12 protein-coding genes are annotated in these 16,034 nt (G+C 70.1%); 7 read left to right on the top strand and 5 right to left on the bottom strand.

What is annotated here, in order from left to right:
- Positions 1-31: 31 nt before the first annotated feature.
- The 3 genes from arsC to BR31_RS0111760 all read right to left on the bottom strand — a co-directional run bounded on the left by arsC (position 32) and on the right by BR31_RS0111760 (position 2,722).
- Complete coding sequence (gene arsC, locus BR31_RS0111770; RefSeq protein ID WP_027501140.1) at positions 32-385, bottom strand: arsenate reductase (glutaredoxin); 354 nt, start codon at positions 383-385, stop codon at positions 32-34.
- Between the two features lie 14 nt (positions 386-399).
- Positions 400-1,770, bottom strand: a complete 1,371-nt coding sequence (locus BR31_RS0111765; protein WP_027501139.1) for a spinster family MFS transporter — start codon at positions 1,768-1,770, stop codon at positions 400-402.
- A 76-nt stretch (positions 1,771-1,846) separates the two neighbouring features.
- A complete protein-coding gene (locus tag BR31_RS0111760) occupies positions 1,847-2,722 on the bottom strand; it encodes an SGNH/GDSL hydrolase family protein (RefSeq protein ID WP_081830431.1) in 876 nt (291 codons plus the stop codon).
- Between the two features lie 141 nt (positions 2,723-2,863).
- Here BR31_RS0111760 and BR31_RS0111755 point away from each other — a divergent pair, with 141 nt between their 5' ends.
- The 5 genes from BR31_RS0111755 to BR31_RS0111735 all read left to right on the top strand — a co-directional run bounded on the left by BR31_RS0111755 (position 2,864) and on the right by BR31_RS0111735 (position 7,267).
- Positions 2,864-4,132 carry a PucR family transcriptional regulator gene (locus tag BR31_RS0111755; protein WP_037176341.1) on the top strand — a complete coding sequence of 423 codons (1,269 nt, stop codon included), beginning with the start codon at positions 2,864-2,866 and terminating at the stop codon, positions 4,130-4,132.
- A 59-nt stretch (positions 4,133-4,191) separates the two neighbouring features.
- Entirely contained in the window at positions 4,192-4,620 is a 429-nt protein-coding gene (locus tag BR31_RS0111750; protein ID WP_027501136.1) for a nuclear transport factor 2 family protein, read from the top strand.
- A gap of 28 nt (positions 4,621-4,648) precedes the next feature.
- Positions 4,649-5,008 carry a GntR family transcriptional regulator gene (locus BR31_RS0111745; protein ID WP_027501135.1) on the top strand — a complete coding sequence of 120 codons (360 nt, stop codon included), beginning with the start codon at positions 4,649-4,651 and terminating at the stop codon, positions 5,006-5,008.
- 96 nt (positions 5,009-5,104) lie between these two features.
- Positions 5,105-5,533: a DoxX family protein gene (locus tag BR31_RS0111740; RefSeq protein WP_027501134.1), complete on the top strand. Its 429-nt coding sequence runs from the start codon at positions 5,105-5,107 to the stop codon at positions 5,531-5,533.
- 84 nt (positions 5,534-5,617) lie between these two features.
- Entirely contained in the window at positions 5,618-7,267 is a 1,650-nt protein-coding gene (locus BR31_RS0111735; protein ID WP_027501133.1) for a BCCT family transporter, read from the top strand.
- 47 nt (positions 7,268-7,314) lie between these two features.
- Here the strand turns inward: BR31_RS0111735 and BR31_RS0111730 are convergent, their stop codons facing one another.
- Both BR31_RS0111730 and BR31_RS0111725 read right to left on the bottom strand, forming a co-directional pair.
- Complete coding sequence (locus BR31_RS0111730; protein WP_027501132.1) at positions 7,315-8,958, bottom strand: AMP-binding protein; 1,644 nt, start codon at positions 8,956-8,958, stop codon at positions 7,315-7,317.
- Positions 8,959-9,127: 169 nt separating this feature from the next.
- Complete coding sequence (locus BR31_RS0111725) at positions 9,128-10,636, bottom strand: dolichyl-phosphate-mannose--protein mannosyltransferase (RefSeq protein WP_051637331.1); 1,509 nt, start codon at positions 10,634-10,636, stop codon at positions 9,128-9,130.
- Between the two features lie 72 nt (positions 10,637-10,708).
- Between BR31_RS0111725 and rsmI the strand changes: the two genes are divergently transcribed.
- Both rsmI and BR31_RS0111710 read left to right on the top strand, forming a co-directional pair.
- On the top strand, positions 10,709-11,539 hold the full coding sequence (gene rsmI, locus BR31_RS0111720; protein ID WP_027501130.1) for a 16S rRNA (cytidine(1402)-2'-O)-methyltransferase: 831 nt from the start codon (positions 10,709-10,711) through the stop codon (positions 11,537-11,539).
- Positions 11,540-11,919: 380 nt separating this feature from the next.
- The gene (locus BR31_RS0111710) at positions 11,920-16,032 is read left to right on the top strand and encodes an nSTAND1 domain-containing NTPase (protein ID WP_081830424.1); all 4,113 of its coding nucleotides are present in this window, start codon (positions 11,920-11,922) and stop codon (positions 16,030-16,032) included.
- Positions 16,033-16,034 lie beyond the last annotated feature (2 nt).

Here is a 16,034-nt window from a genome sequence, read left to right as displayed (position 1 = left end):
AGCCGGCGGGGCCGTGTTCGGATCGGACGGACTACAGGATCGTGGAGACCCGCTCGGCGGGCCGGGCGAGCACGGTGCCCTTGGCCGTCACCACGATGGGTCGCTCGATGAGGATCGGGTTCTCCACCATCGCCTCGAGCAGTTCGTCCTCGCTCGCCTCGGCCAGGCCGAGTTCCTTGTAGAGGGCTTCCTTCTTGCGGATCGCCTCGCTCGGCTTCAGTCCGGCGTCGTCGAGGAGCTTGCGCAGTCCGTCGCGCGAGGGCGGCGTCTCCAGGTACTTCACGATGGTCGGCTCGATGCCGGCCTCCTCGATCAGCTTCAGAACGGTGCGCGAGGTGCTGCAGCGCTGGTTGTGGTAGATAGTCGCGTCGGCCATGACGGTCATTGTCCCGGAACCGCTCACCGGGTTTCCAGTGACCGGCGCATCCGGGCGGCGTCCGCCGCGATCGTTCTGGTGGCCACGTAGATGAAGACGGCCGTGAGGACCAGCATCAGTGGGACGAGGTACATCGCCGAGTTCAGCCCCTCGCCTGCGAACTGCTTCAGCGTGCCGGTGCCTGCCTCGTCGAGGGCCCGCTGGGCGAACCAGTCGGAGATGGCGCCGACCACGACCGGGCCCGAGAATCCGCCGAGCAGGTACATTGCCGCGAAGAACAGCGCGGTTGCGGTGGCGCGCAGTCGAGGGACCACCACGTCGTGGATGGCCGGGTAGACGCTGATGTAGAAGCCATAGGCGAGCAGCCAGCCGGCGGCGAAGAGGGCGGTGAAGGCCACGACGCTCCCGCCGTTCTGCATCAGCGCGAGCGCGGTGAGCGGCGCGGCCGCCGCGCAGCTGACGACGCCGATCGTGAGCCGCGCGTTCGGCGACTTGGTCGACGCACGGTCCGCCAGCCGCGCGCCCGCCAGCAGGCCGATCAGTCCGGTCAACCCGACGATGATCCCGGTGACCGCGGCGGCGGGTGTCAGCTTCAGTTCGTACTGGCGCATCAGCAGCGGCACCACGAACGAGTTCACCGCGTACGCGGCGAAGTTGAAGGTCAGCCCCGCGAGGATCAACCAGCGCAGGGTCGGGATCGACAGCAGCCTGCGGATCGGCCGGGTGATCGGGGCGTCGTCGGTGAGCACGGTCCCGGCGCCTGCGGCGGTGTGCTCGGAGCCGCCGCGCTCGGGGTCGCGCATCCGGAACATGACAAGGGCGAGCAGCACACCGGGCACGGCCGCCACGAAGAACGGTGCCCGCCACGATCCGAAGGCCTCGGTGATCTTGCCGACGGTGAAGTACGCCAGCATGAGCCCGACCGGGAGCCCGAGCATGAAGACGCCGAGGGCCCGCGAGCGTCGCTCCGCCGGATACATGTCGCCGATCATCGAATTCGCGGCGGGGGTGAAGCTGGCCTCGCCGACGCCGACACCGAGCCGGGCCAGGATGAAGAGCATGTAGTTGCCCGCGGCACCGGTCGCCGCGGTCAGGCCGCTCCACAACAGCAGCCCGGCGCCGATGATCTTCGGCCGGTCACCGCGGTCCGCGAGTCGGCCGAGCGGCAGTCCCGCCACCGCGTACACCAACGTGAACGCCGACATGATGAGGCCGAGTTGCAGGTCGCTGAGCGAGAACTCGGCCTTGATGGGTTCGGCGACCACCGACGGGATCGCGCGGTCGAAGAAGTTGACCAGATTCGCCAGGAACAGGGCGATCAGCGCCCCGCTGACGACCTTGGTCGTGGCTGCGGGCAGCGCCGATGGCGCAACCGAGGGTTCGTGCACGGACATGGGGCCTCGCTGGTTCGGTGAGGGGAGGACGGAAGGTGCACTGCCGCAGGCGGTGCGGTGCGGTGTGGTGAGGTGCTCAGCGCAGCTCGTCGGCGACCTGTGCGCCGATCGCCTGCATGCCGAGCACCGTCGGGTGCAGGGGCACCGCGGGCTCCGCAGGGACCAGGCCCGCATAGTGGGCCTGGTCGGGGGCCGCGCAGATGTCGTGACCGGAGGTGGCCTGCCTGATGTCGATGAATCGGATGTCGCGCCTGGCCGCCTCGGCCGACATGGCCTCGTTCGCATCGGCCATCACGCTCTGCAGGTAGTCGGCATCCTGCGGCCAGATCGGCTGCTGCGCAGGGCATCCGCCGGGCCGGAGATAGGTTCCGTAGCCGACCACCGCGATCTCCGCGTGGGGTGCGCGCTCGCGGACCTTGTCGAGCATCGCCCCCCAGGTCGGTGCCCAGTCGCGGATCAGGTCCCGCTGCTGGTTGCGTCCACCCGCGGTGAACTTGTCGCGGCAGGACGTGCCCGTCGGTTGCGGCAGCGGGTTGGTGCAGCTGAGGGCGGTGCTGAAGAGATTGAAGTCGTTGGCTCCGATGGTGACCGTGACGAGGTCGGTGTCGGGACTCAGTGCATCGAGCTGCGGGGGCACGGCTCCGGCGAAGGTGCCCTGCCTGGTATCGGTGATGTGAGCCGTCCTGGCGGACGAGCAGGTGACGTCGGTGAGGGTGGCGCCGAGGGCCGCGGCGACCACCGCGGGGTAGTTGTCCCGCGACCGTAGGCATCCGGGCGCGCTCATGTCCTGGTCGGGGAGCAGCGGCCCGGCGGCGGCGGAGTCGCCGAGCGCGACGTAGTCGATCGCGCCGGGTTGCAGCGGCGCGGCGCCCGCGTTGCCCGCGGCCGCGGCGGCCAGCAGACACAGGGTGGCGGCGGCCGTGGCTCCCGACCGGGTGGCGCGGCGAATCATGTTGGTCACCGAGACTCCTTCTCTCATATCCCGCCCCCGTGCGATGCGTCCTTTGTGCATCCGAGAGTGGCGTGGATTACATACTGATCGGAAAACTCCTGGTCGGGGTTGTAGATTGCGATCAACTATTCGGAGGTTTTTGTGTCAGGAATCAAAACCGACCCGGACGGGCCCATCGCGATCGGCGGTCGGTCGCTGGCGGACCAGCTGGCCCAACGGACGCACGCGCTGGTCGCGGAGACGGTGCACGCGGTGTGGACCGAAGTCCCCTTCTATCGCTCGCTGCCGGAGGAGGCCATCCGCAACGACGTCACCGCCATCGTGCGGCGGAACCTGGAGCTGTTCATCGCGATGCTGCGGACCGCGCGTGAGCCGACCCAGGGGGAGGTGGCGGAGCTGCGGGAGTCGGCAGCCCGCCGTGCGGAGGAGCTGGTGCCGCTCGCCGAGGTCCTGCACGCGTACCACCTCGGGATCCAGCACTGGTGGGCGGCGATCTCCGAGCTGGCCACCGACGGGGACGGCCCGGCCCTGGCGCGGGCCGGGCGGCAGCTGCACACCTACCTGCTGGCCGCCACGTCCGCGGTCGTGGCCGGATACGGGTCGGATCACGGGCCGGCGGGGGAGGACGACGCCGCCAGGCGCGCCCTGCTGATGGCGTTGTCCGCGGGTGCCGACCCGGCGGGGACCGCGGATCGGGTCGGATTGACGCTCGCCCGGCTCTACTGGGTGGTCGCGATCCACGTCGGCCCGCACCCCGACGAATCAGCGGCGGAGGTGGACACCGCGGTGGCCGAGCGACGCAAGGTGCGGCGGCTGCAGCGCGAACTCGACAGCGTCGGCCGGGACAAGGCACTGTGCGCGGTGACCAGTAGCGGCGGGACGGCGCTGATCCCCATCGTCGACTCCGATCCCGCCGAGGGCAACTGGGAGGGCAGCCCGCAGTACGCGCAGCTACGGCGCAATCTGCTCGATCTCGAGCGGGCGATCGGCGCCGCGGTCGTCGTCGCGGTGTCCGCCGCGGCGGACACCCGGGTGCCGGGCGCGTTGCAGGAGGCGCGTGAGGTGCTCGAGGTGGCGCGATGCCACGGGCATCGCAGCGGGCTCTTCCGGCTGCGGGACGTCCCGGTCGAGTATCAGCTGACCAGGCCGAGCGCCGCGCACGCGGTGCTGGCGAATCTGTTGTCCCCGTTGGATGCCCACGAGCCGATCCTGCGCACCCTCGAGGCGTTCGTGGACGCCGGCTACGACCGGACGGCCGCGGCCGCGGCCCTGCACGTCCATCCGAACACGGTGCTCTACCGGCTCCGCAAGCTCGCGACGCTGACCGGGCTGGACGTGTCGTCGCCGCGAGATCTGGTCCGCGTCACCGCGGCGCTCGCGGCGAGGCGCTCGGGCGCCGCGGCGACCTGAACGCCAGTCGTTGTCGCATTCGGCGGCGCGACCGGGCGCCGGTGCGTTTGTATGTCGGCATGGACCTGCAGACGATCTCCGACCGCATCGAGATACAGGATCTGTTCACCCGCTACGCGCACGCGGTGGACAGCAAGGACTGGGCTCTCTATCGCACCGTGTTCACCCCGGACGCGCACATCGACTACTCCACCGCGGGCGGGCCGAGCGGCGACCTCGAGTTCGTCGTGTCGCAGCTGGCCACGATGCTCGACCTCTTCGCGCAGACGCAGCATTTCGTCTCGAACATCGACGTGGATCTCGACGGTGACCTGGCCCGGGTCCGGGCGATGTTCTTCAATCCGATGGTCGTCAAGAAGGACAGGCAGTTCTTCTGCGGCGGTTGGTACAACCACGAGCTCGTCCGCACGCCCGAGGGCTGGCGCAGTCGCAGCCTGGTCGAGGAGTCGGCCTGGTTCGACGGTGTTGCGGAGGCGTTCGCGGACTGACCGCGGCGTCGCGGGGTTAGCCTCGATCATGCGCATCGACATCGACCCACACTCGTCCACGGCGCCGTACGAGCAGCTGCGGCTGCAGATCCTCGATCTCGTCCGGCGAGGCGAGCTGATCGCGGGCACCAAGCTGCCGACTGTGCGGGCGCTCGCTGAGGAGTTGGGGCTCGCGGCGAACACCGTGGCCCGGGCGTATCGAGAGCTCGAACAGCTGGGGGCGATCGAGACGAGGGGGCGGCTGGGGTCCTTCGTTGCCGCGGTCGGAGACGCCTCGATGGCCGCAGCGCAGCGCGCCGCAACCGACTACGTCGCCACCGTCCGAGGGCTCGGCCTCGGCGACGAGACCGCCGAGAAGTTGTTCAAGGCGGCACTGCGGGGGGCCTGAGGCGGATCCGTGGACACATGGTTGACGCTTCAACTATGCGTGTGTCACAGTTGGTGCGTTCCGTCCGCCGCGCCGCACACCGAAAAGGACTCCATCATGAAATCCGCCGCATTCCGCGACCTCGCCGTCCTCATCGCCAGGGTCGGCATCGGCGTCATCTTCGTCGCCCACGGCTGGCAGAAGTTCTTCACCATGGGAATCGACAAGACGCAGGTCGCGTTCGAGGCCATGGGCGCACCCGTGCCGGACATCTCCGCGATCGTGGCCGCGACCATCGAACTGGTTGGCGGCTTCGCCCTCATCGCGGGGGTCGCCACGCCGATCGCCGGGATCCTGTTGTTCCTCAACATGGTCGGCGCGTTCGCGATCGTGCACTGGGACAAGGGCATCTTCGTCAGCGAAGGCGGATACGAGCTGGTTCTGGCGCTCGGGGTGGGATCGCTGCTGATCGCCGCGACCGGGGCCGGACGATTCAGCGTCGACGGGATTCTCGGCGGTAGGTCGTCGGCTCGGTCCAGGTCGTAGCGGGGGCGGAGCCGCTCGGGTAGGTCGCCGTTCCACGCCTGTCGCGCTTGCTTTTGCCGGACAGGGCAAGCAACGTAGGAGCACATGGCGTCGAATTCCGATCTATCCGAGCAGGATTCCGACCGCACCGACGACGAGATCATCGGTCACGTCCTGACGCGCACGACCGGTGTCCGGACCGACCATGTGGTATTCGGGGTCACGGCCGCGATCGTCGCCGCGATCGTGCTCTGGGGCCTGGTGGCTCCGAACAGCCTCGACTCCGTCACGGGCTCCGTGCTCGACTGGCTGGTCACCAATCTGGGCTGGCTGTTCATCCTCGCCGCCACCGGATTCGTGTTGTTCGCACTGTGGCTGGCACTGAGCAAGTACGGCCGGATCCCGCTCGGCAAGGACGGCGAGAAGCCGGAGTTCAACACGGTCAGCTGGATCGCCATGATGTTCAGCGCGGGAATGGGCATCGGGCTCATGTACTTCGGTGTCGCCGAGCCGCTCGCGCATTTCGTGAACCCGCCGCCGGGCACCGACGGCGGCGTCGGCACCGCGATGGCGACCACGATGTTCCATTGGAGTCTGCATCCCTGGTCCACCTACGCGGTGGTGGGGTTGGCGCTCGCCTACGGCACCTATCGACGCGGCCGCAAACAGCTCTTCAGCTCCGCGTTCGTCGCGCTGCTCGGGCGCCGCGCGGAGGGCCCGATCGGCAAGGTCATCGACATCCTGGCGATCTTCGCGACGATGTTCGGCACCGCCGCTTCGCTCGGGTTGGGCGCGCTGCAGATCGGCTCGGGCTTCGAGGTCGCGGGCTGGATGGAGGAGGCGGGCACGCTGCTGCTGGTCTCCATCGTCGCCGTGCTGACGCTGGTGTTCGTCGCGTCCGCGGTCTCGGGGGTGGCCAAGGGCATCCAGTGGCTGTCGAACATCAACATGGTGCTGGCGCTGGTGCTCGCGCTGTTCGTGTTCGTGCTCGGGCCGACGGTGCTGATCCTCAACCTGATCCCGACCGCCCTCGGCGCCTACGCCGCCGAGATCGCGGAGATGTCCGCCCGCACAGCGGCATCGAGCAATCCGGAGACCGCCGAGTGGCTGTCCTCGTGGACGATCTTCTACTGGGCGTGGTGGATCTCGTGGACCCCGTTCGTCGGCATGTTCCTGGCCCGCATCAGCCGCGGCCGCACCATCCGCGAGTTCGTCATCGGCGTGATCCTGGTCCCGAGCATCGTCAGCCTGTTCTGGTTCTCGGTGTTCGGAGGCGCGGCGATCGGTGAGCAGCGCAGCGGTGTCGACCTGGCGGGCCGTGGCAGCTCCGAATCCCAGCTCTTCGGCATGCTGGACAATCTGCCGCTGGCGGGCGTCTCGACCGTCCTGGTGATGCTCCTGGTCTCCATCTTCTTCGTCTCCGGCGCCGACGCCGCCTCGATGGTGATGGGAACGCTGTCGCAGCGCGGCACCCTCGACCCCAGTCGCTGGGTGGTGATCTTCTGGGGCCTGGCCACCGGTGGTGTCGCGGCGCTGCTGCTGTGGACAGGTGGCGAGGATGCGCTCCACGGTCTGCAGACGATGACGATCATCGCGGCGGCGCCGTTCGTCGTGGTGATGATCGGCCTGTGCGTCTCGCTCTACCGGGACCTGTGCCACGATCCGATGATTCTGGAGGCGAAGCGGGAGCGGCGGCTGATGCCGCGCCCCCGACGTGGGCCGAGCAGTTCGGCCAGTAACGGCTCCACGGTGTGATGCGACGGAAACCCTGGAACAGCAGGGGTTTCCGTCGCATCGGTGCGTCAGTGGCTCAGGCCGGCCCTGAGTTCGTGCTTGCGGGCCTTGCCGGTTGCCGTCTTGGGCAACTCGTCGACGACGATCACCCGCTTGGGCACCTTGAAGCCGGCCAGGTGCTGCTTGGCGTGGGCGATCACCTGGGCTTCGAGTTCGGTGGGTGCGGTCGTGGCGTCGGCGGCGACGACCACGGCGCACACCGCCTCGCCCCAGCGCTCGTCCGGCAGGCCGACGACGGAGCACTCCTGGACCCCCGGCGCCGCGGAGACGACCCGCTCGACCTCCACGGACGAGACGTTCTCGCCGCCGCTCTTGATGATGTCCTTGAGTCGATCGGTGAACCAGACGACCCCGTCCTCGTCGAGGTGGCCGACATCGCCACTGTGGAACCAGCCGTGCGCGAAGGCCGCCCGGTTCGCGTCCGCGTTGTTCCAGTAGCCGCTGCTGACATGCGGTCCCCGGTAGACGATCTCGCCGCTCTCGCCGGCAGGCAGCAGCGTGCCGTCGTTGTCCATGATCTGCACCTCGACGGTCGGGACCGGCGGGCCCCACGAGTTCGCCTTGGTGTGGCGGTGCTCGGGCCACTGCAGCACGGTCGCCGGCACCACCTCGGTCTGACCGGAGCCGAGGATCACCGAGGCGTTCGGGAACGCCTCGTCGACCTGGTCGAGGAGGGTGTCGGGCATGGGAGCCATCGCGTAGATGCACAGCCGGACCGAGGAGAGGTCCCGCGCCGCGGCGGCCTGCGTGCCCACCAGCGCGCGGTACATGATCGGCAGGAACATCACGTGCGTCGCCCGGTGGGCCTCGATCGCGTCTAGCACAGCGCCCGGGTCGAACGGTCCGGGCAGCACGACCGTGCCGCCGATCATCAGGGTCGGCAGGACCAGCGTGTTCAGGCCCGTGGTGTGGAACATCGGCAGCACGTTGACCAGGGTCGCGTGCTCACCACCCCACGTCGCGCCCTGCATCAATGCGTTGGTCAGGCCCGCCACGAAGACCGCGGTGTGGCTGGCGAGGACGCCCTTGGGGCGGGAGGTGGTGCCGGAGGTGTACAGGCACTGTGCCGCGTCGCGGTCCTCGACGAGCACCTCGAGGGGACCGGCCGGTTCGCGGAGCGCGAGGTCCTCCCAGCAGTGACTTTCGAGCGACCTGCAAGCAGTCGCTAGCGGTCGCGTCGGCACCCCGCCCGTGGACGCGGCGGGTTCGGCGCCGACGAGGATCACGGACTTCACCCCGGTCAGCCCGGGCAGGATCTTCTCGAGCAGCGGGGCGAAGACGGCGTCGGCGACCACGGTGGTGGTGCCCGAGTCGTTCAGGATCCAGGCGATGTCCTCGGGTGCGAGCACGACGTTCACCGGCATCGCCACCAGTCCCGCCTTGGCGCAGGCGAAGTAGGTCGCGACGAACTGCCACGAATTGCCCATCAGCATCGCGACCGGTTGCTGGTGGGACAGGCCCGACTCGAGGAGCGAACGTCCGACGGACTCCGCGGCGGCATCGAGTTCGCGGTAGGTGATCGACCGGCCGCGGTCGGCGATCGCGGTGCGGGAGCCGAACATTCGCGCCGACCGGGTGAGGGCGTCACCCAGCGAGGTGCGGGTGGCCAGGTTGACCTCGAGCGCGGTCAGACCGGACAGATCGGGTTGCATACGTGGCCTCCACGGGACGTCGAGTGGACGCGCCACCCGAACGGCTGGGCGCCCACGAGGTTGGTGACTGGGGTCACATTCGGCCCCTTGGGAGGCGACTGTAGGCGCGAACGGAAAAACAATCAAGCATGCTTGATTGGATTGATCGAGCGCGGCCCGAAGTCCGGGGTCAGCGCCAGCTCGGCAGCCACAGTTGCTGCTGCCAGGCCTCCGGCGTGATCGGGATCGCGGTGAGGACCGGCCAGAGCCAGATGAAGTTCGCGATCACCAGGCCGAGGTAGAGGCAGACCGCCAGCAGGCCCGTGCCGCGTCGTTCCGCCGAGGCCCTGGCCCGGCCGATGATCTCGCCGAGCGCGAGCGCCAGTCCCATCACGAGGAAGGGGGCGAGGGCGACGGCGTAGAAGAAGTACATCTGTCGGTCCATGGTGACGAACCACGGCAGCAGTCCGGCGCCGTAGCCGGTGAGCACGGCCGCGTACCGCCAGTCCTTGGACACCACCGTGCGCCACAGCGCCCAGGCGAGCATGGGCAGCGCCAGCCACCAGATCGCCGGGGTTCCGATGAGCATGACCGCCTTGACGCAGCTCGACGCGCCGCACCCGGAGATCTGCTCGCCGTCGGCGAAGTAGTACAGCATCGGGCGCAGCCCCATCGGCCACGACCACGGCTTCGACTCCCACGGATGATGGTTGCCCGCGGAATTGGTCAGCCCCGAATGGAATTCGAGCACGTTCCCGCTGTAGTACCAGAGCGAGCGCAGTGCGTCGGGGACGAACGCGAACTGTCCGTCGGTGCCCACCTTGGTGCCGACGGCGTTCCGGTCGACGCCGGTCTCCGAGGCGAACCACGACCAGTAGCTCGCCAGGTACACCAGCACCGGGATCACCACGAGGGCGTAGAGCGCAGGTCCCACATCGCGCAGCCCGGCGCCGATCCACGGTCGGCTGACGCCGTAGGCGCGCCGGGCGGCAACGTCGAACGCGACGCTGAGGAGTCCGAAGAAGACGATGAAGTACACGCCCGACCACTTGGTGCCGCACGCCAGTCCGAGCAGCACGCCCGCGCCGAACCGCCACCAGCGCACCCCGAGGCGCGGCCCGTAGAGGGAGTCGTGGATCCGGCCCTCGACCCACACCAGGGCCATCCGTTCGCGCACCTCGTCCCGGTCGACCACCAGGCAGCCGAACGCCGCGACCACGAACACGGCCATGAAGATGTCCAGCATCCCGATCCGCGAGGACACGAACGTGACGCCGTCGGCGATGAGCAGCAGCCCGGCGATCGCACCGACGAGGGTGGAGCGGGCCATCCGGCGGACGATCCGCACCACCAGCAGCACCAGGATGGTGCCCGCGACCGCGGACGCGAACCGCCAGCCCCAGCCGTTGTAGCCGAAGATCGCCTCGCCGACGGCGATCAGCTGCTTGCCGATCGGCGGGTGCACCACGAGGCCGTAGCCGGGGTTGTCCTCGAGCCCTCCGCCGGTGAGGACCTGCCAGCCCTGGGGCGCATAGTGCTTCTCGTCGAACACCGGGGTGCCTGCGTCGGTGGGGTAGCCGAGCATGACGAAGCGGGTGATCGCCGCAAGGGTGGTGAGGAAGATGGTGACCGCCCAGCCACGCATCCGGTCGGTCGGACCGGGGTCGAGGGTGGGCGCGGTCGGCGCCGGGCTGACGATCAGGGTGTCGACTGCGGGCGTCGCGCGCTCGTCGGTCAACTGGGTCACGTGCTCGATCGTAGGCTGTGTGACATGAACGGTCGTCTTGTCCTAGCCGCGACACCGATGGGTGAGGTCCGTGACGCCTCCGAACGCCTCAAGGAGGCCCTCGCAACCGCGGACGTCGTCGCGGCGGAGGACACCCGCCGCACCAAGCACCTGGCGGCCGCGCTCGGGGTGGTGATCACCGGCAAGGTGGTCAGTTTCTACGACCAGGTGGAGACGACCCGGCTGCCGGCGTTGGTCGCCGATGTCGCCGAGGGCAAGACCGTGCTGCTGGTGACGGACGCAGGCATGCCGTCGGTCAGCGATCCCGGCTACCGGTTGGTGGCGGCGTGCGTGGAGAAGGACCTGCCGGTGACCTGCCTGCCGGGTCCCTCGGCCGTGACGACCGCGCTGGCGCTGTCCGGGCTGCCGGTCGAGCGCTTCTGCTTCGACGGGTTCCCGCCGCGCAAGCAGGGGCAGCGCCGCACCTGGCTGGAGTCGCTGCGCACCGAGCAGCGGGCGTGCGTGTTCTTCGAGGCGCCGCACCGGTTGGCCGCCTGCCTTGACGACGCGGTCGAGGTGCTCGGCGGCGACCGCCGCGCGGCGGTGTGCCGGGAGCTGACCAAGACCTACGAGGAGGTGCGCCGCGGCACCCTTGCCGAGCTGGCGCAGTGGGCGATCGAGGGGGCGCGCGGGGAGATCACCGTCGTGCTGGAGGCCGCGCGTCTCGTCGCCGCGGAGCCCGAGGATCTGGTCGGGGAGGTGGAGCGGCTCGTGGAGGGCGGAGCGCGTCTCAAGGACGCGTGCGCGATGGTCGCGACCGCCGGGGTGTCCAAGCGTGAGGTCTACGAGGCGGTGCTGGCGGCCCGACAGGGCTGAGTGGGTCCGGCAGCGCCGGAGCGTCAGTTCGGCGGTGCGCCCATCAACATGATGAGGCCGACCGCGGCGGCGAGGACGAGTGCTGCGGCGAGGGTCGGTGGAACCGTGGACGCGATCTTGGCGGCGATTCTGCTCATGGTCACTCCGTCGTGTGTGGTCGGCCACGTGCACACCGGCGGGAACAACCCCCCCTCGGGCTGACAGTTCCCGCCGGTGTGGCGCGGTGATGCAGGGCCCCCCGTGCGTCGAGATCAACTCTGGTCGGCGAGTGGGACCCAACCAAACCGCGTGTCCCGCTATCCGGGTATCGTCCCAGTTCGCAGTGGGTGAGGAACTTTTCCGCAGCGGATTTTCCACGGCAGGAACTGGGGTGATCGACGATGTCCGGTGGCGATTCGGCCGATGCGGTGGACGGTGCGGATGCACAGGCGCGGAGCCGGCGGAGCGCCCCCGACGAGCAGGAAGGCAGCCAACCGAGCGACCCGGACGCACAGGCGCGCCTGCACTTCGCGGATCAGCTGCGCCTGCTGTTCGCGACGGCTGGCGGGCCCGCCCTGAAGAAGGTCGTGTCCGAGGCGTCGGCGGTCGGCCGGACCATCGGCACGGATCGGCAGGTCTCGGTCCAGCGACTGAGCGACTGGCGATCGGGCAAACGCGTCCCCGCGACGTTCGACTCCGTCCGCCCGGTTCTGGTGGTCCTCATCCGCGCGGCCCAGGCGCTGCACGGCACCCAGCCGCCGGTGCCCGGCCTGTACTCGATGAAGCAGTGGCTGGCGTGGTGGTCGAGTGCCCGCGACACGAACGCCACGCGCGGCCGCGGCGAGACGGCCGATCAGGTGGCGCCCGCTCCGGTGACCGGGGTTCGGCCCTATCGCGGGCTCGAGCCGTACCGGGCCGAGGACGCGCGGATGTTCTTCGGCCGCGGTGCCAGCCTGCCCGGACTGGTCGACACGGTCACCTCCGCACACGGGCACGGGCTGGTCATCGTGACCGGTGCCTCGGGGGTGGGGAAGTCGTCGTTCGTCCAGGCGGGTCTCGTCGCGGAACTGGCGGGCCAGGGATCCGGCGCGCACGTCCGACCGGTGGTGCTCACCCCGGGACCGCGTCCGCTGCAGGCGCTGGGCGAGGCCCTCCCTGAGCTGCGGGAGGCGGTCGGCGATCCCCGGCCGGAGATCGTGCGCAGGGCCGTCCGCGCGGCCGCCGCCCGGCTGGATTCGAACCCGCTGCTGATCGTCGTCGACCAGATCGAGGAGCTGTTCACCCAGTGCGATGATCCCGAGGAGCGCGACCGCTTCCTCACCCTTCTCGATCTCGCCGCGACGACGGTCGGTGCGGAGGAGACGCCCGATGCCGCGCCCGTCGTCGTCGCGACGATGCGCTCCGACTTCTACGGGCAGGCGCTGTCCCAGCCGGTGCTCGCCCGCGCGCTCGAACGCCACAGCAAGGTCCTCGCGCCGCTGACGCGGGAGGACATGGTGGAGGTGATCACCCAGCCCGCCCGGATGATCGGTCTCAAACTCGAGGCGGGGCTGGTCGACCTCATCCTGCACGATCTCGGGGTGCTCACCTCGGACGAGGGCGCGGGCACGGTCCTGCCGCTGCTCTCGCACCTGCTCGACACTATGTGGGAGCGCAGGCGCGGCGGGGTGCTCACCGTGGCGAGCTACCGCGCCACCGGCGGTGTGCGTGGATCTGTCGCGGCGACGGCCGAGCGAACCTGGGCGGCGTTGGACGAGCGGGGCCGGGTGCTCGCCAGGGCGATGCTGGTGCACCTGGTGTACGTCACGGACACCGGCACCGACGTGAAGATCCGGCGCACGCTGCCGCAGTTGCTGGCCTTCGCGGGCGAGGACGCGGCGACCGGCAGGCAGGTGGTCGACCAGTTCATCGCGGCCCGCGTCCTGGTCGCGGACACCGAGAGCGTGGAGCTCATCCACGACGCGGTGATCGATGCCTGGCCGCGGCTGAAACAGTGGATCCAGGAGGACCGCTCGTACACCGCGCTGCGTCAGCAGATCGAGGCGGACGCCACGAACTGGGAGCAGGCGGACCGCAACAACAGCCTGCTCTATCAGCGCGGCCGCCTCGACATGGTCGCCGAGCACGACGCGTCGCGGGTCGCCGTCGAGGGGCTCGGCGCGACGAAGGTCGCCGCGTCCCTGACCCCGATCGCCTCGGAGTTCCTCGCCACGTCGACCGGGCACGTGCGCCGGGACACCTGGATCCAGCGGGCCGTGATGGCGGCGCTGGTGGTGTCCACGGTGATCGCGTTGGTCGCGGTGTCGATGGCCTGGACGGCGAAGCAGCGCGCCGAGTCGGAGCGCTCGGCCGCGCAGTTCCGCCAGTTGATCGCGCTGACGGACTCGCTGCGGGATTCCGACCCGACGACCTCCGCGCGGCTGGCGATCGAGGCGTGGCAGATGAATCCGGGCAACGACGCCGCGTACTCGCGCCTGATCGCGACCGAATCGACCCCGGTTGGCCGCGTCCTGACCGGCCATCAGGGCCCGGTCTACGGGGTGGCGGTCTCGCGCGACGGCTCGACGATCGCCTCCGCCAGCGACGACCGCACCGTTCGCCTGTGGGACCTCACCGATCGCACCGACCCGCGACCGATCGGGGGCCCGCTCGGCGGGGCCGAGAAGTACATGGCGTCGGTGTCCTTCAGCCCGGACGGGCGGATCCTGGCCGCGGGCAGCGGCGACGGCCTCGTGTTCATCTGGGACATCACCGACCGGTCGGCGCCGCGGCCGCTGCTCGACGGGACCAAGGTGGGGACCAGGGCGGTCCACAACCTCCGGTTCAGCCCCGACGGGCGGATCCTGGCGGTGCCGAACGACGACGGCACGGTGACGATGTTCGACACCTCGGAGCCGTTCTCGGGTCACTTCGGGTCCACGGTGCTGCCCGCCCATCAGGGCGCGGTCCGGACGGTGTCCTTTCGCGGGGACTCGGCGGTGCTGGCGACGGCGAGCGATGACCGCAGCGTCCGGTTGTGGGACATCGCCGGGGTCGGCGGCGGCGTCGCGCCCGTCCCGTTGCCGTCGGTGCTGACCGGATTCGGCGACGTGGTGCACTCGGTGGCGTTCGCGCCCGACGGGCGGACCCTGGCCGCCAGCAGCGATGACGGGGTGCTCCGGGTCTTCGACACCACCGACGTGCGGGCGGTCGGCGAGATCGGGGCCCCGGTCCAGGCCCACACCGGTGGGGTGTGGACTATCGCCTTCGCATCGGACGGCGCGACCCTGGTGAGCGCCTCGTGGGACGGCACGGTGAAGACGTGGTCCCTCGACCCCGCCTCCCGGAGCCTGCGCGAGCTGCGTCCCGCCCTGACGGGCAACGGCGGCGGAGTCCCGGCGCTCGCCCTGGTGCCCGGCAGCGGCGCCATCGTCACCGGCGGACAGGACTCGACGGTCCGGGTGTGGACCCTGCCGACGACGGCGATCCACGTCTCGGCGTCGGCGCTCACCCAGCCCGCGGCCAGCCGCGACGGATCGTTGATTGCGACGGGTGGATACGACTCGGTGATCCGGCTGTGGCGGGCCGCGGCGGATCGACGGTTGTCCCTTGCGGGTGCGCTCGCGCTGCCGCGCCCGTTCGGCGGAGCCCACGTGGTGGCGTTGTCACCGGACGGCGGCACGATGGCGACGGCACCGACCTCGGGCGGGCAGGTGCAGCTCTGGGATGTGCACGACCCGGCCCACCCACGTGCCCTCGGCGGACCGATCCTGACGCAGACCAGGTTCACCTGGGAGCTGGCCTTCAGTCCGGACGGGTCGACCCTCGCCATCGGTGCGGACGACGTCAGCGTCCGGCTGTGGAATCTGGCGGATCCGGAACGGCCGGTGCCGTGGGGTGAACCGCTCGGCGGTCCGACCAATCTCGTTCGCACGGTGGCCTTCAGCCCGGACGGGCGCAACCTGGTGGCGGCCGACGCGGACGGCGGGATGCACGTCTGGGACGTGCGGGACGCGGCGAGCCCGCGCGAGATCGTGGTCCCGGACGGCGGTCAGGCGGACGGGATCAACTCGATCTCGTTCAGCCCGGACGGGACCATGTTGGCGACCGGGGGTGACGAGCAGTCGGTCGTGCTGTGGGATCGGGCAGGCGATGGAACCCTCACCATGAGGGGTTCGCCGCTGCGTGGACACACCGGCACCGTCTACTCGGTGTCGTTCGACCCCGACGGCCGCCACGTGATCAGCGGCAGCGACGACGGCACGGTGCGGCTGTGGGACGTCGCCGACGCGGGGTCGATGCACAACGTCGGCGGGCCGATCACCACCGCGGGTACGGGCCGGTGGCAGGTGGCCTTCCTGCCGGGTACCCACGCCGCCCTCTCCGGCGACGGCGAGGGCGTGCTGCGGACCTGGGAGCTCGACGCGCCGTCGATCATCCGTCGGATCTGTTCGTCGACGGCCCCCCTGTCGGCGGACCGCGCGGCGGACTTCGAGCTGTCCGGCTCGGGGGAGCAGGCCTGCGCGCAGGCCTGAGG

The organism is Rhodococcus sp. UNC363MFTsu5.1 (assembly GCF_000686785.1).
Classification (GTDB): Bacteria; Actinomycetota; Actinomycetes; order Mycobacteriales; family Mycobacteriaceae; genus Rhodococcus_G; species Rhodococcus_G maanshanensis.
The sequence above is the reverse complement of the archived record's forward strand: the minus strand, read 5'-3'. Positions and strand labels throughout refer to the sequence as shown.

Excerpts from the sequence above, each read along its gene's own strand:
- BR31_RS0111735 (WP_027501133.1), top strand. The coding sequence starts at position 5,618 with ATGGCGTCGAATTCCGATCTATCCGAGCAGGATTCCGACCGCACCGAC.
- BR31_RS0111750 (WP_027501136.1), top strand. The coding sequence starts at position 4,192 with ATGGACCTGCAGACGATCTCCGACCGCATCGAGATACAGGATCTGTTC.
- rsmI (WP_027501130.1), top strand. The coding sequence starts at position 10,709 with ATGAACGGTCGTCTTGTCCTAGCCGCGACACCGATGGGTGAGGTCCGT.
- arsC (WP_027501140.1), bottom strand. The coding sequence starts at position 385 with ATGACCGTCATGGCCGACGCGACTATCTACCACAACCAGCGCTGCAGC.
- BR31_RS0111740 (WP_027501134.1), top strand. The coding sequence starts at position 5,105 with ATGAAATCCGCCGCATTCCGCGACCTCGCCGTCCTCATCGCCAGGGTC.
- BR31_RS0111730 (WP_027501132.1), bottom strand. The coding sequence starts at position 8,958 with ATGCAACCCGATCTGTCCGGTCTGACCGCGCTCGAGGTCAACCTGGCC.
- BR31_RS0111765 (WP_027501139.1), bottom strand. The coding sequence starts at position 1,770 with ATGTCCGTGCACGAACCCTCGGTTGCGCCATCGGCGCTGCCCGCAGCC.
- BR31_RS0111745 (WP_027501135.1), top strand. The coding sequence starts at position 4,649 with ATGCGCATCGACATCGACCCACACTCGTCCACGGCGCCGTACGAGCAG.
- BR31_RS0111710 (WP_081830424.1), top strand. The coding sequence starts at position 11,920 with ATGTCCGGTGGCGATTCGGCCGATGCGGTGGACGGTGCGGATGCACAG.
- BR31_RS0111760 (WP_081830431.1), bottom strand. The coding sequence starts at position 2,722 with ATGATTCGCCGCGCCACCCGGTCGGGAGCCACGGCCGCCGCCACCCTG.